The sequence below is a fragment of the Frigoribacterium sp. 2355 genome (genome assembly GCF_054060695.1).
On sequence record NZ_JBSSDL010000005.1, the window covers coordinates 25,521 to 40,055 of the forward strand.

General features: G+C 69.2%; 11 protein-coding genes. 1 reads left to right on the top strand and 10 read right to left on the bottom strand.

Going from position 1 to position 14,535, the window contains the following annotated elements; genetic code table 11:
* Positions 1 to 52: 52 nt before the first annotated feature.
* From ACVJ1F_RS07835 to ACVJ1F_RS07880, 10 genes are all read right to left on the bottom strand, one after another.
* The gene (locus tag ACVJ1F_RS07835) at positions 53 to 1,150 is read right to left on the bottom strand and encodes an acyltransferase family protein (RefSeq protein ID WP_456885542.1); all 1,098 of its coding nucleotides are present in this window, start codon (positions 1,148 to 1,150) and stop codon (positions 53 to 55) included.
* Positions 1,151 to 1,195: 45 nt separating this feature from the next.
* Positions 1,196 to 2,449 (bottom strand): nucleotide sugar dehydrogenase, encoded by a 1,254-nt coding sequence (locus ACVJ1F_RS07840; RefSeq protein WP_456885543.1) that lies wholly within the window; start codon positions 2,447 to 2,449, stop codon positions 1,196 to 1,198.
* Positions 2,450 to 2,524: 75 nt separating this feature from the next.
* Positions 2,525 to 3,574: an LCP family protein gene (locus tag ACVJ1F_RS07845; RefSeq protein WP_456885544.1), complete on the bottom strand. Its 1,050-nt coding sequence runs from the start codon at positions 3,572 to 3,574 to the stop codon at positions 2,525 to 2,527.
* A 111-nt stretch (positions 3,575 to 3,685) separates the two neighbouring features.
* The gene (locus ACVJ1F_RS07850; RefSeq protein WP_456885545.1) at positions 3,686 to 6,337 is read right to left on the bottom strand and encodes a glycosyl hydrolase 2 galactose-binding domain-containing protein; all 2,652 of its coding nucleotides are present in this window, start codon (positions 6,335 to 6,337) and stop codon (positions 3,686 to 3,688) included.
* Between the two features lie 44 nt (positions 6,338 to 6,381).
* Positions 6,382 to 7,197 (bottom strand): ABC transporter ATP-binding protein, encoded by an 816-nt coding sequence (locus ACVJ1F_RS07855; RefSeq protein WP_056046094.1) that lies wholly within the window; start codon positions 7,195 to 7,197, stop codon positions 6,382 to 6,384.
* Complete coding sequence (locus ACVJ1F_RS07860) at positions 7,194 to 8,111, bottom strand: ABC transporter ATP-binding protein (protein WP_402751799.1); 918 nt, start codon at positions 8,109 to 8,111, stop codon at positions 7,194 to 7,196. Before ACVJ1F_RS07860 ends, ACVJ1F_RS07855 begins: the two co-directional genes overlap by 4 nt.
* The gene (locus ACVJ1F_RS07865; RefSeq protein WP_082460275.1) at positions 8,108 to 9,103 is read right to left on the bottom strand and encodes an ABC transporter permease; all 996 of its coding nucleotides are present in this window, start codon (positions 9,101 to 9,103) and stop codon (positions 8,108 to 8,110) included. Before ACVJ1F_RS07865 ends, ACVJ1F_RS07860 begins: the two co-directional genes overlap by 4 nt.
* A gap of 10 nt (positions 9,104 to 9,113) precedes the next feature.
* Positions 9,114 to 10,103: an ABC transporter permease gene (locus tag ACVJ1F_RS07870; protein ID WP_123570318.1), complete on the bottom strand. Its 990-nt coding sequence runs from the start codon at positions 10,101 to 10,103 to the stop codon at positions 9,114 to 9,116.
* 34 nt (positions 10,104 to 10,137) lie between these two features.
* Complete coding sequence (locus ACVJ1F_RS07875; RefSeq protein ID WP_199736200.1) at positions 10,138 to 11,814, bottom strand: ABC transporter substrate-binding protein; 1,677 nt, start codon at positions 11,812 to 11,814, stop codon at positions 10,138 to 10,140.
* 452 nt (positions 11,815 to 12,266) lie between these two features.
* Positions 12,267 to 13,580 carry an ROK family protein gene (locus tag ACVJ1F_RS07880; protein ID WP_456885546.1) on the bottom strand — a complete coding sequence of 438 codons (1,314 nt, stop codon included), beginning with the start codon at positions 13,578 to 13,580 and terminating at the stop codon, positions 12,267 to 12,269.
* A 41-nt stretch (positions 13,581 to 13,621) separates the two neighbouring features.
* Here ACVJ1F_RS07880 and ACVJ1F_RS07885 point away from each other — a divergent pair, with 41 nt between their 5' ends.
* Positions 13,622 to 14,506: a LacI family DNA-binding transcriptional regulator gene (locus ACVJ1F_RS07885; RefSeq protein WP_159826349.1), complete on the top strand. Its 885-nt coding sequence runs from the start codon at positions 13,622 to 13,624 to the stop codon at positions 14,504 to 14,506.
* Positions 14,507 to 14,535: the final 29 nt, after the last annotated feature.

Sequence of the window (14,535 nt, forward strand, 5' to 3'; positions counted from 1 at the left end):
ATCACCGTCGAGTCACCGGCGAGGCCAAGAGCCTGCTGGCCAGGGCGGCCCGTCAGGACCGGAGTGAATACCGCTTCAGGCGGAGAGCGGGCTTCTCCGCGAACCACCAAGACAGCAACGCCACTGCGACCGTTGCAGCGAGCACCATCGCAACGAGGGCCTCGCCGGTGAGGAGGCGGGCGAAGCCGGTCAGGAGAACCACGTTGATGAACACCTGGTGCCAGAGGTATGAACTGAAACTCAGGTCGCCGACCCTGGAAGTGAAGCGCCGTAGAACGCGTGGCCCCTTCAGCCCGAGCCAAGTAGCGGAGTAAGCAAGCGGAATCGCCGCGGCAGCATTGACGAGTAGATCTGCCTGCGACGAGATACCCAACCCGTTGATCGTGATGGCGAAGTAGAGCACCACAGCGATCAGAGCGACATCACCACGCCAAGGAATGCTTCGCCACGTGTGGCCGATGATCATGCCGAGGGCGAAGTAGAAGAGGTACGGGGCAAAGGACAGCCCGAACAGGAGCCAGAGGCGAGACGCCGCCGCGTTGCCACCCACGGCGGCGTAGAGGAGGAGGCTGCCTATGCCAACGACCAGAACGATGGCGATCATCGAACGCCAATTCGTCTTGGCCCGCATCTTGACCAGCAGGGGCACGACGACGTAGAAGGACACCTCGACCGGAATCGTCCACAGGCTGCTGTTGACGATTCCGCCGCCAAAAGCGCCGACAAAGTCCGGGTTGTAGACCGGGACGAAGAAAAGGTAACTACCGACGAGCGCCAGAACCTCCCGTGGGCTGGCTGCGGCCAAGAATCCCCCGGCGGCGAGGATGAGAAGTGTTCCCGCGAGACAGATGTAGAGAGCGGGAGCAATCCGAAGGAAGCGGTTGAAGTAGAACTCGCGCCAGCGGCGGCCGGTGTCGGATGCTTTCTCCGCAGAGGCGTAGATGAGCATGCCACTCAGGATGAAGAAGAGGGGCACTCCGCCCGAGAACCACCAATTGTTCTCCCGAGTGACCCACAGGAATCGGACATCGACGTAGAAGACAACGTGATGCACCACGACGGTCAGCGCTGCGAGCAGCCGGAGGAAATCGAAGTTGTTGTCTCGGGGCAAGCCCTGTGACAATTTCGCGGCCGATGTGTCGGCAGCCACCGGCACCCTAGGCCACGTCTCGGAGACGAATCACGGAACAGACCATCAGAGTCTTTCCACTTCTGGCCCCGTGACCACGTTTCTCGCATCGAAGACGGGGACTCCCGACGTCGACAATACGGTCAGTTCGATGTCGGCATGGTTGGTCAAGACGATGACCAAGTCCGCTTCGTCGACCGCGGCCTCGACTGAGGGGACCCGGACGACGCCCGACGGCCATCGGTGCTCTTCGACGTGGGAGTCGAGGCCGCTCACGACGGCACCGAGAGCGAGGAGTAGCTCGATGATTCGGATAGACGGCGCTTCTCTGATGTCACCAGTATTCGGTTTGTACGCGAGTCCAACGAGACTGATCCGGGCTCCTCGAACCGACTTCGATCGATCGTTCAGCATGGTCATCACCCGCTGCACCACATAATTCGGCATGTGGTCGTTCACGTCGTTCGCAAGCTCGACGAAGCGGAAATTCATACCGAGTTGCTTGCGTACCTGCCACGACAGGTAGCTCGGATCGACGGGAAGACAATGACCCCCCACTCCCGGGCCCGGTGTGAACTTCATGAATCCGAATGGCTTCGACGACGCTGCTTCGATGCTCTCCCAGACGTTGACTCCGAGTTGATCGGCGAAGATGGCCAACTCGTTCACGAGGGCTATGTTGACGTGTCGAAAAGTGTTCTCCAGCAACTTCGTGAGCTCGGCCTCCTTCGTACCGGACACTGGCACGGTGGTGTCCACGAGTTCGTCGTAAAAGCCCTGAACGCTCTTCAGCGAAAGTGGATTCATGCCCGAGACGACCTTCGGCGTCTCCTTGAATCCCCAGACTTTGTTGCCGGGGTCGATGCGCTCTGGGCTGTATCCAACGTAGAAATCCACGCCTGCTCGAAGGCCTGATCCGCTTTCGAGAATGGGCGACAGGAGTTCTTCTGTGGTGCCCGGGTAGGTCGTCGACTCGAGAATGACCGTGACCCCAGGCCTGACGAATGGCGCCAGTGATGCGGCTGACTTCTCGATGAAACTGAGATCGGGCAGGGAATCCCGCAACGGGGTGGGTACGGTGATGACCGCAAAATCGAAGCCCTCGACGTCTTCGTATTGGGTGGTCGCCAGATAGCGACCACTGTCAAGCGCGCTGGTCAGCGTGGCATCGCTGATGTCATCGACGTACGATGTGCCGGCTTGAAGCAGTTCAATTCGATTGACGTCGAGGTCGATGCCTACGACGACGTGGCCTGCCTCGACCGCCCTCATGGCGACCGGCAGTCCCACGTACCCCTGACCTACGATGACCGTCTTCATTTTCGTGACTCTCTTTTGATCGTGACGCGACGACGCGAACACGTGCGATGCGGCGTGATTGCCAGATGAGTGCTGCTACTGGCTGATGGGCAGGGTGTTCAACGAGTCGTTGGCCAGGGCGGCCTTGACGGCGTCGAGGCCGGGTTGGTCGACGTTCACGATGGACTGGCCTCCGACCGAGCCGGTGCCGGCCGTCGGGACGGTGAAGAAGTGCATCTTGGACGCGTCGATCGACCGCAGGCTGACACCGAGCGAAGCGATTGTTCCGATGTCGAATTGCTTGTCGACGGTGAGGTAGGGCGACATCGCCGTGACGAAGGCCGAGACCTTGCCCGGGTCAGTCAGCGTCGACCGGCTCAGTACCGTGTTCGCGAGGCCCTTGACGAACGCCTGTTGGTTCTTGACGCGGGTGAAGTCCGCGTCGGCAAAAGCATGACGTTCCCGGACGAAGCGGAGAGCCCGGTCGCCTTCGAGCTTGTTCAGACCGGCTACGTACGAGTACTCACCGGCTGAGAACGCCTGCGGCGAGAACACGTCGACCCCGCCCAGCGCCGTCGTCATGCCCTTGAAGCCCTCGAAGTCGATGATGGCCACGTGGTCGATGCGGACGCCGAGCAGCTGCTCGACCGTCTGGACCGTCAGGGGCGAGCCGCCGTAGGCGAAGGCCGCGTTGATCTTGTTCGAGCCGTGGCCGGGGATCGGCACGTAGAGGTCGCGCATGATCGACATCACGTAGACGTTCTCGCGGTCGGCGTCGACGTGCACGAGCATCATCGAGTCGGTCCGCTGGTCCGACGACGACGGGTCGTCGATGGTCGTCGCGTCGGCCCGGGAGTCCGAACCCATCAGCAGGATGTTCATCGCCCCGTCGGGTGCCGGCGCCGGACGCGTCGACTCCTCGGGGAAGGCCTGCTCGATCTTCGTCGCGTTGTCGTTGAACGAGTTCGCCAGCCGCGACGCGTAGACGCCGCCCACGACCCCGACGATCACGATGACCCCCACCAGCACCGACGCCAGCGTGATCAGAGCGATGACCGGCTTCGAGCGACGCCGCCCGCGCTTCTTCTGCGGCGTCGGCTCGCCACCGTCGCCCTCGTCCGGCGTCAGCGTGAAGATGTCGCTCATGCGGCTCGCTCCCCTAGCACTCGGTCACGGATCTCGGCCACAGCGCACCTGACTATAACAAGGAGCCGACGATTCCTCGCCGGACTCCCCCGCCCCAGACGAGGGCCTCCGTCACCCGACCAACTCGTTCGCGGTACGCAACACCCGTTGCGCGACGAACTCCTCCCCCACGCCCACCACGTCGGACGTCACCGTGAAGACGGCCGCCTCGCCCGGCAGCAGAGTCACGAGCATCTCGTCCACCGTCGCGGCAGGGTCGACCTTGTCGACGAGCAGGGCCAGGTCGCGCACGAGCGCACCCGCCGTCACCTCGACCCGGTAGCCCGCGCCCGAACCCGATCCCCCGCCCAGCGCGGTCACCGACGTCGACAGCGACGCCCCGGCGAGCGCCGAGTCCCGCGGCTCGACCGGGAACCACAGCCCGCGGGTCACCCCGTCCACCGACGCCACGAGCAGCTCCGACTCCGGAGCACCGAACGCCGCCACGGCCGGGGGCACCGGCACGGTCACCGTGTCGCGGGCCGCCACCGTGAGGGACACCTGCTCCGAGGCGAGGACGCGACCGTCGTACGCGACGCGACGCACCGTGACCGGGCCGGCCAGCGCCTCCTCGGAGTCGTTGACCACGACCACCGCGAGGCCGCCGTCCCGGGGCTGGATCGTCACGAGCCGGTCGGCGAACGCGTGCCGCATCGCGTAGAGCAGCGGCTTGCGCTGCCCGTCGCCGTCGACGGCGGCCCACGACGTCACCGGCCAGCAGTCGTTGATCTGCCACACCACGGCTCCCCTGCACCGCGGGGCGTGCGAGCGGAAGTGCTCGAGCGCCACCTGCACCGCGTTCGCCTGGTTCAGCTGCATCGCCCAGTGCCACGCCTCGATCTCGTCGGGCAGCCGGTAGTGCGCCAGCAGGCCGTCGGTCAGCTTGTCGTTGCCCTGCATGGCCTTCTGGTGCACGATCATGCCGGGCGACTCGGGCGTCAGCGGCTCGTCGTGGATCGCCCGGGTCATCGCCGACCAGGTGGGCGGCCCCTGCCAGCCGAACTCGGCCACGAAGCGGGGCACGACGTCGCGGTACGTCGGGTAGTCCTTGCGGTTCCACTGCTCCCACAGGTGGACCGACCCGTGGTCGGGGTCGCTCTGCGCCACGGCGAGGCTGCCCGACCAGGGGCTGCCCGCCGCGTACGGACGCCCCGGGTCGAGCTCGCCCACCAGCGCCGGCAGCAGGTCGAGGTAGTAGCCCAGCCCCCAGGTCGCCCCGTCGAGCCGGCGCTCCCAGCCCCACTCGTCGTGGCCCCAGATGTTCTCGTTGTTTCCCGTCCACAGCACCAGGCTCGGGTGGGTCATGAGCCGCGTCACGTTGTCGCGCACCTCGGCCTCGACCTCGCCGCGCAGTGGGTCCTCCTCGGCGTAGGCGGCACAGGCGAAGAGGAAGTCCTGCCAGGTGAGCATGCCGCGCTCGTCGCACAGCTCGTAGAAGTCGTCGGACTCGAAGATGCCGCCGCCCCACACCCGCAGCAGGTTCACGTTGCCGAACTCGGCCTGCTCGATGCGGTCCCGGTACCGGTCGCGTCCGATGCGGTGCGGGAACGCGTCGTCGGGGATCCAGTTCGCCCCCTTGATCCACAGCGGCTCGCCGTTCACCACCACCGTGAAGCTCGTGCCGACCTCGTCGGGCTCGACCCGCACCTCGACGGTGCGGAACCCGATCCGCGACGACCACTCGTCGAGCACGTCGCCCGCCCGCTCCCCGTCACCCGAGGAGGCGCGGGTCCCGTCGACCCCGTCGCCGTCACCCCCCGAGGAGGCGCGGCCCGCGTCCCCGTCCCCTCCCCCGGTCACCGAGACCGTCACGTCGTAGAGCGGCTGCCCGCCGTGACCCCGCGGCCACCACAGCTCGGGGTCGTCGACGACCACCTGCACGACGGTGGAGTCCGCGCCCGGCTCGACCCGCGCCTCCTGCGTGACGGCGCCGACGGTCGCCCGGACGGTCACCGGCTCCGCCGCCGCCCCGGCCGAGGCCCCCGCCCGCTCGAGGTCGACGTGCACGTCGACGACGCCCCGCGACCCGTCGACCGTGACGACCGGTCGGACCGACGCCAGCCGCACCGACGACCACGACTCGAGCGTCACCGGCCTCCAGATGCCCGAGGTCGCCGTGTCGAGTCCCCAGTCCCAGCCGAAGCTGCACGCCATCTTGCGGATCGCGTTGTAGGGGTGGTGGTTCACGTGCGGCCGGTAGCCGAGCGCCAGGCTCTGCGCGTCGGCGTAGGCCACGGGCGACCCGAAGCGCACCTCGAGATCGTTCGACCCCTCGCGGAGCCGTCCGTCGACCCCGACCCGGTAGGTGCGGTGCTGGTTGCGCGTCTCGGCGACGACCTCGCCGTTGAGCAGCACGGTGGCCACGGTGTCGAGGCCCGCGAAGACCAGCTCGTGACGGTCGTGCCCGTCGGGCCGCCAGTCGAAGGTCGTCGCGTACGACCAGTCGGCCTGGCCGATCCAGGCGAGCAGGTGCTCGTTCGCGTCCAGGTACGGGTCGACGATCAGGCCGGCCGCCAGCAGGTCGGTGTGCACCGTGCCCGGGACGGTCGCGGGCACGTCGACGGCCGCGATCTCGGGAGGCACGGGGCCCGCGGTGCTGCGCAGGCTCCAGCCGGTGTGCAGGGGACGGACGGCGCGCTGCGTCGCGCGGGTCGTGGTGCCGGTGGCCGTGGGGCCGGTGGTGGTTGGGGTGGTCTCGGTGGTGGTGGTCTCGGTGGTGCTCATGTCGCTCCCAGCGATCGAGGGTGTGGCGTGGAGTCGGGCGAGGGTCAGGCGCGGGCGGCGCGCCGCTCGGCGATGCGCTTCTCGGGGTCGGGCGCGGCCTCGGCGAGCTGCTGCGTGTAGGGGTGCTGCGGGTTCAGGATGACCTCGTCGGGGGTCCCGCGCTCGACCACCTGCCCCTTGTACATCACGAGGATCTCGTCCGAGAAGTGGCGGGCCGTCGCCAGGTCGTGCGTGATGTAGAGCACGCCGAGGTCCTCCTGCCGCTGCAGGTCGGCCAGCAGGTTGAGCACCCCGAGCCGGATCGACACGTCGAGCATCGAGACCGGCTCGTCCGCGATGAGGATGCGCGGCTCGGGCGCCAGGGCCCGGGCGATCGCCACGCGCTGCCGCTGCCCACCCGACAGCTCGTGCGGTCGACGCGCGGCGACGTCGGCGGCCGGGCCGAGCTGCACCCGCCCGAGCAGGTCGCGCACCTTCTCGTCGACAGTCGAGCGGGTCGCCTTGCCGTGCAGCAGCAGCGGCCGCGCCAGGTGGTGCCCGATCGAGTGGAACGGGTTGAGCGAGGCGAACGGGTCCTGGAAGACCATCTGCACGTCGCTCCGGTAGCGACGGAGGGCCTCGCCGTGCCGGGGCGCGACCGCACCGTCGAGCACGATCGAGCCGCTCGTCGGCCGTTCGAGCTGCAGCAGCATCTTGGCGATGGTCGACTTGCCGCTGCCGCTCTCGCCGACCAGGGCCACCGTCTTGCCGGCCTCCAGCGTGAAGCTGACGTCGTCCACCGCGCGCAGGCGACCCTTCTCACCCCGGCCCCCGCGCACCCGGTAGTCCTTGACGACGTTCCGGAACTCGAGCGTGCTCACGCCGCGCCTCCTGTGCTCGTGGCGACGGAGGTCGCCCGTTCGTGCCCCGAGGAGGCGCGGGTCGCGCCGTCCCCGGCCGTCTCGTCGACCCCGCTGCGGATGAACGCCCCGCGGTCGCCCGTGAGGCTCGGGAACGACCCGAGCAGCTTCTTCGTGTACTCGTGCTGCGGGTTCGTGTACAGCTCGGTGGACTCCCCGATCTCCACGATCTCGCCCGCGCGCATCACGGCGATGCGGTCGCTGATCTCGAGCAGCAACGGCAGGTCGTGCGTGATGAAGATGACCGCGAAGCCCAATTCGTCGCGCAACCGCCCGATCTCGCGCAGGATCTCGCGCTGCACCACGACGTCGAGGGCGGTGGTCGGCTCGTCCATGATCATCATCTGCGGGCCGAGGGCTAGGGCCATCGCGATCATCACGCGCTGGCGCATGCCGCCCGAGAGCTCGTGCGGATACGACCGGAGCCGGTTGCGGTCGACCCCGACGGTCTCGAGCAGCTTGCCCGCCCGCTCGACGCGGTCGGCCTTCTTCCAGTACGGCCGGTGCGTCTTGAAGACGTCCTCGAGTTGGGCCTGGATCGTCGTCACCGGGTTGAGCGCGTTCATCGCCCCCTGGAACACCATCGACAGCTTGTCCCAGCGGAACGCCCGCAACGCCTTGTCGTCGAGCTCGGGCAGCAGGATGTCGGCGCCCTCGGCGTCGTGGAAGACCACCCGACCGCCCGTGATCACGGCCGGCGACCCGAGCAGCCGGTTGATGCCGTAGGCGAGCGTCGTCTTGCCGCAGCCCGACTCGCCCGCCAGCCCGAGGATCTCGCCCCGGGCCAGCTCGAAGCTGACGTTCTTGACGGCGTGCACGGGGTGCTCGACGGCGTAGTCGACGCTGAAGTCCTCGACGGTCAGGACGGTGCTCATGCGGTGGCCCCCTCGGTGGTGCCGGCGGCGGCCTCGGCCCGCGCCAGTCGCTTGCGGTCGGCCCGGCTGACGCCGGCCCGGGTCTGGTCGCGCAGCTTCGGGTTGATGATCTCGTCGATGGCGAAGTTCATCAGCGACAGCGCGCACCCCAGCAGCGCGATCATCAGCCCCGGCGGCACGAACCACCACCAGGCGCCGAGTCGCAGCGCGAGCCCGTTCTGCGCGAAGTAGAGCATCGAGCCCCAGGTGAACTGGCCCGAGACGCCGAGCCCCAGGAACGACAGTCCCGCCTCGGCGAGGATCGCGAAGATCACCGCGAACAAGAACTGGCTGGCCAGCACGGGCAGCACGTTGGGCAGGATCTCGACGGCGACGATGCGCCAGGTCTTCTCGCCCGACACCCGCGACGCGGCGACGTAGTCGCGCGAGCGCAGGCTCAGCGTGATGGCGCGCAGCACGCGGGCGCTGGCCGCCCAGCTCGTGATGACGATCACGAAGGCGATCACCACGAGGCCCTTCTGCGGCACGTAGCTCGACACGATGATGGCGAGCGGCAGGCCGGGGATGACCAGCACGACGTTCGAGAACAGCGAGAACGCCTCGTCGACGAACCCGCCGACGTAGGTGCCGATCACGCCGAAGACGATGGCCAACGCCATCGCGACGACGCCGACCAGCACGCCGATCAGCAGCGAGCCGCGGGTCGCGTACGCCAGCTGGGCGAAGACGTCCTGCCCGGTCTGCGTGGTGCCGAGCAGGTGCTCCCCGCTCGGGGCGCTCAGGCCGACGTCGCTGATGGCCTGCGGGTTCTGGACGACGAAGGGGAAGACCAGGCCGAACAGGGCGATGGCGGCGATCATGCCCGCCCCCACCCAGAGCTTGGGCGTCACGTGCGGGAAGACCCGCTTGAGGCCCTTCCGGCCGGTGCCCGCGCCGCTGTCGCCGGTGGGCGAGTTCGGGTCGGCGAGTTGGCCGAGGTCGATCGTGGACATGCTCGTCGTCCTAACGCTTGGCGCGCGTGCGCGGGTCGATGAAGCCGTACATCAGGTCGACGATGAAGTTCGTCCCCAGCACGGCGAGGGTGATGACCAGGAAGATGCCCTGCATCAGCGCGTAGTCGTTGTTCTGCGTCGCCGTGAAGAGCGCGTTGCCGATGCCCGGGTACGAGAACACCTGCTCGGTCACGATGGAGCCCGACACGACGAACCCGAGCGAGATCGCGAAGCCCGCGAACTGCGGCAGCACCGCGTTGCGGGCCGCGTAGCTCTGGCGGATGCGCATCGGCGACAGGCCCTTGGCCTCGGCGGTGACGATGTAGTCCTCGCTGAGGGTCGACACCATCATGTTGCGCATGCCGAGCAGCCAGCCGCCGACCGACGAGATGATGATCGTCAACGCCGGCAGCGTGCCGTAGAGCACCGCGCTCTGGACGAACGTCCAGTTGAGCCCCGGAGTCGCCTCGTACACGTTGTAGCCGCCCGACAGCGGGAACACCCGCAGGACGCTGCCGAACACGTACAACAGGATGAGCGCGAGCCAGAAGTACGGCACCGCCTGGAACATCGTCGTCACCGGGATGAAGTTGTCCAGCACCGAACCGCGCTTCCAGCCGGCGAGGGTCCCGAGCCCCACCCCGAAGACGAACGACAGGATCGTCGCGATGCCGATCAGGGCGATCGTCCACGGGATGGCCTGGCCGATGATGGTCGACACCCCGGCCGGGAAGTACGACACCGAGATGCCGAGGTCCCCCCGGGCCAGGTTGCCGAGGTACTGCACGTACTGCGAGAACAGGGGTTCGTCCGAGTCGGAACCGAGAAGGAGGCGCAGGCTGGTCACGGTCGCCTCGCTGACCGGTCCCTTCTGCTGCATCTTGGCCAGCAGGATGTCCACCGGGTCACCGGGCAGCAACCGCGGGATGAAGAAGTTCAGCGTCAGGGCCGCGAACAACGCGACCGCGTAGAAGCCGACCTTCTGCGCGACGTACCTCATCCGCGCCTCCTGACCTTCTCGGTCCCGACCACGATCACTTGAGCTTCAGGTTCAGGACGGTCTGGGCGTTGTCCCAGGTCTTCCACGTCGCCGGGAAGTTCTCGGTGTCGTCGTCCCCCGTGGGCCAGCCGGTCACCTTCGCGCTGTTGAACTCGGTCAGCGTGGACTGCAGCAGCACGGGGATGTACGGCATGTCCGCCACGATCTCCTTCTGTATCGTGAAGTACTGCTCGGTCTTGGCCGCGACGTCGTCGGTCTGCTCGGCCGCGACGATCGCGGCGTCGACGGTCGGGTTCGAGTAGCGGGCGAAGTTGTTGATCGCCTGCTCGCCCACCGGCGAGGTCGTCGTCGAGTCGAAGTTGCCGTTGTAGAGGTAGTACGGGTCGGTCGACGGGCCCTGGCCGAGCGAGTCCATCGTCAGCTGGAACTGCCCGTTGTTTCGGGCGGCGACCCACTCGTTGTACGACTTGGCGCTCTGCGTGATCTCGATGCCGACCGCGCGCAGCTGTTCGGCCATGGCGTCGATCGCCGCGATGTAGTCCGAGTAGCCGGTGACGACCTGGATCTCGAGCTGCAGCTTCTGGCCGTCCTTGGCGTAGATGCCGTCCGAGCCCTTCGCGTAGCCGGCCGACTGCAGGAGCGCGTCGGCGCCCTCGGTGTCGGCCGTCATCGGCGTCTCCTTCTCGACGTCGGGGCTGATGTAGTCGTCGTCACGACCGAGGGTCATGAAGGTCGGCGAGATCTGCTTGTTCGTGCCCGAGAAGGCCAGGTCGTTCAGCTGGTCGCGGTTCATCGCCTTGTAGATCGCCTGGCGCACGGCCGGGTCGGTCTGCGGGCCCGTGCAGCCGAGGTCGGCGTTCGAGCAGGTCATCAACGTGATCTGCTGCAGCGGGGTGGCCACGTAGCTGACGTCGGGGTTGCTGCCGAGCACCTTGTCGGCCTCGGGGATGAAGATGCTCGACCAGTCGAGGTCGCCGCCGACGATCGCGTCGGTGGCCGAGGTGTTGTTCGCCAGGGCGATGTACCGGATGCTCTTGACCTCGGGCTTGCCCGACTGCCAGTAGTTCGGGTTCGCCTTGTAGACGTAGCTCTGCGGGGTGAAGGTGTCGAGCATGTACGGCCCGGTGCCGATCGGCTTCTCGACCGGGTCGGTCGCGATGTCGGACAGCTTCGAGAAGACGTGCTCGGGCACGATCGCGGCCTGGCCGAGGATGTCCGGGCCCTTGACGAACGAGGTGTCGGCGAAGGTGAAGACCACCGTGTCGTCGTCCGTGGCCTCGACGGTGCCCTCGAACCCGACGCGGTTCAGCTCGGGCTTGTCGAGCATCGTCTGGAACGTGTACGCGACGTCGTCCGCCGTGAAGTCCTCGCCGTCGCTCCACTGCACGCCGGTGCGCAGGTCGACGGTCAGCTCGGTGCCGTCGTCGTTCCACTCGTACTCCTCGCCCAGCATGGGCTTGGGGTCGGCGCCGGTGAGCACGTTGTAGTAGAAGAGCTGCTCGTAGAGCAGGCCCTGCGAGGTGCTGTCGGCCGTGGCCGAGAACGGGTTGAAGTTGGCCGTGAGGTCGCCCGCCGGGCCCGTGTTGGCGGTGATGCCGCCTTCGTCGCCGCCGCTCGAGGCGGTGCAGCCGGTGAGCGCGAGGCCCGCGGCGGTCGCGAGTGCGATCGCACCGAACCCGACCCGTCGGCGGTTGGTCATGGAGAGAGGCATCGTCGACCCTTCGTCGTGCCAGGCGCCGTCGCCTGGTCCCGGGGTCTTTCTTAGACGACTTACGTAAGCGAGTCAAGAAAGTCGTGAGGACGTGTCGGGATCGTGACCCGCACCTCCTGCGGTGCCGCGACGAACCACACCGGCCCGACCCGCGCTCGCCCGGCCCGCACCACACCGCGTTTCGTGCACGGCACCCCGACTAGACGCGGTGTGCTGCACGGAACGCGGCGCGGAGACGTGCGGGCCCGCGGGCAGCGGGTGCATGCTGTGCGGCGCACCTTCCCCACGCACCACACCGCGTTTCGTGCACGGCACCCCGACTAGACGCGGTGCACTGCACGGAACGCGGCGCGGAGACGTGCGGGCCCGCCCGGGCCGCCGACCGGGCGCGGTGCAGTGCACGACTCGCGATGCCGAGGAGGCGCGGGCCGGGTCCGGGCACCGTCGCGGGGTCAGCGCGAGATGGCGCGTTGCACGACGAGGGCGGCCGCACCGATCGCGGCCGCGTCGCGCGGGTCGGTCGAGACCTCGACCCTCGTGGTGTGCACGCCCCGCGAGAACGCCGTGCGGGCCAGTGCCTCGACGGCCGCCCGGGCGTAGATCGAGCCGGCGACCGCGACTCCGGGTCCGCTCAGCACGACGCGGTCGAGGTCGAGCAGGTTGGCGAGCGTGACGACCCCCGCGGCGAGCTGCTCGGCGGCGCGCGTGACGAGCCCGTCGGCCGCGGCGTGACCGGCGATCGCCGCGCGGGCGAGCAGGTCGAAGTCGCGCGCGACCCCGCCCGGTGCCCAGGCGAGGCCGAGGTCGTCGAACGCGGCGGCGTCGCGACGGGCCCGGGCGACGACGGCCCCGGGCGACGCCGCGAGCTCGAGGCAGCCGCGGTTGCCGCAGTAGCAGGGCTCGCCGTCGAGGTCGATCGACACGTGGCCGAGCTCTCCGGCGCCCGAGCTCGCGCCCCGGTGCAGGGCCCCGTCGAGCACGATGCCCGAGCCCACCCCCGTGCCGAGGTAGACGCAGGCGAAGGTCTCGGAGCGCGGCACCTGGCGGCTCCAGAACTCGCCGAGCGCGGCGGCCGCCGCGTCGTTGTCGACGATCACGGGCAGGCCGAGGCGCAGGGCCAGCGCGGCGTGCAGCCCGGCGTGGAGGGCGCTCTCGGTCGAGCGGGGCCCGGTGCGCACCCCGTGGGCAAGGGTGGCGCGGGGGCCGACGACGGCCAGGCCGGCCACCGCCCCGCTCGCGAGGCCGAGGCTGCCGACGACGTCGTGGAAGCCGTCCACTATGCGGACCGCGGCGGCCGTGACGTCGTCGGACGCGGCGGGGCCGGCGTCGACCTGCAGGCGCCCGACGACTCCCCCGCGCATGTCGGTGACGACGTAGGTGAGCGCGTCCTCGCCGATCTGCACGCCCATGCCGTAGACGGCACGCGGGTTGATCTCGACCATCGTGCGCGGCTTGCCACCGGTCGACGCGACCCGGCCGGTCTCCCGGACGAGCCCCTCGTCCAGCAGCCGCCGGACGATCGTCGAGATCGACGCCTGCGTCAGCCCGCTGGCCTGGGCGAGCTCGACGCGGCTGATCGGGCCCGACGACCGCACGAGGTCGACCACGAGGTCGCGGCTGGTCTGCGGCGCCGGCTGGGGCGCCGGCTGCGAGGCGGGCTGCGCCGTGGGCTGTGCCGGGGTGGGCGCCGAGGTGCGCGACCGCCACGGCGTCGCGGGCCGGGCAGGGGGGTGCGTCGGGGTCCGGTCGGGGTCGCGGGTCACCACGGGCGTCGCTCCGACCTGTCGGGGGCTGTAGGTTCGGGCGCATGACCGACTCGATCGTCGACACCCGGGTGGCCCCTGCCGGGCCGGGCGACCGCCGTCGTGTCGGTCTCGCCCTCGTCCGCCCCGGCGAGATCTTGGGGGCGGAGCCGTTCTACCACGAACTCATCGCCGGCATCGAACGGGTGCTGCGCCCCCGCGGCCACACCCTGCTGCTGCAGGCCCTCGCCGACCGCGACGCCGAGCTGTCGGCCTACCGGCGGTGGGCGGCCTCGGGCGACTTCGGCGCGGTCGTGCTCGTCGACCTCACCGACGACGACCCCCGACCGGCCCTGCTGCGCGAGCTCGGCCTGCCCGCGGTCGTGCTCGGCGACCCTGCCCTCTCGGGAGACCTGCCCGCCGTCTGGACCGGCGACGGCGTCGCCATGCGCGACACCGTCGCCGCGCTCGTCGCGGACGGGCACCGTCGACTCGCGCACGTGTCGGGCCCGGTGGCGCTGCTGCACACGCAGGTCAGGCAGGAGGCGCTGGTCGCCGCGAGTCGCGCCTCCTCGTCCGTCGTCGAGACGATCGAGGGCGACTACTCGTGGGACGCCGGCGCGGCCGCCCTCTCGCGTCTGCTCTCGGGGCCGACGCCGCCGACGGCCGTCGTCTTCGACAACGACCAGATGGCGCTCGGCGGCCTCGCCGCGGCGCAGCGACTCGGGGTCGAGGTGCCGACGCGACTGACGCTCGTCGCGTGGGACGACTCGTCGCAGTGCCAGTTGTCGACGCCCCCGCTCTCGGCGGTCAGCCACGACGTGCAACGCCTCGGCGAGGTGGCGGCGGGCATGCTGCTCGGCGTGCTCGCGGGAGAGGCCGTGGCGTCGGTCGAGGCGCCACCCGCGTCGCTCGTGCGGCGGGGGTCGTCGGGGCCCGCGCCGGTCTGACGCCCCGCCTGCCGAGCCGCCGGCCCCGG

Bases quoted from the DNA above. Each gene is read 5' to 3' on its own strand.
- ACVJ1F_RS07840 (WP_456885543.1), bottom strand. From the start codon at position 2,449: ATGAAGACGGTCATCGTAGGTCAGGGGTACGTGGGACTGCCGGTCGCC.
- ACVJ1F_RS07845 (WP_456885544.1), bottom strand. From the start codon at position 3,574: ATGAGCGACATCTTCACGCTGACGCCGGACGAGGGCGACGGTGGCGAG.
- ACVJ1F_RS07850 (WP_456885545.1), bottom strand. From the start codon at position 6,337: ATGAGCACCACCGAGACCACCACCACCGAGACCACCCCAACCACCACC.
- ACVJ1F_RS07860 (WP_402751799.1), bottom strand. From the start codon at position 8,111: ATGAGCACCGTCCTGACCGTCGAGGACTTCAGCGTCGACTACGCCGTC.
- ACVJ1F_RS07865 (WP_082460275.1), bottom strand. From the start codon at position 9,103: ATGTCCACGATCGACCTCGGCCAACTCGCCGACCCGAACTCGCCCACC.
- ACVJ1F_RS07870 (WP_123570318.1), bottom strand. From the start codon at position 10,103: ATGAGGTACGTCGCGCAGAAGGTCGGCTTCTACGCGGTCGCGTTGTTC.
- ACVJ1F_RS07875 (WP_199736200.1), bottom strand. From the start codon at position 11,814: ATGCCTCTCTCCATGACCAACCGCCGACGGGTCGGGTTCGGTGCGATC.
- ACVJ1F_RS07885 (WP_159826349.1), top strand. From the start codon at position 13,622: ATGACCGACTCGATCGTCGACACCCGGGTGGCCCCTGCCGGGCCGGGC.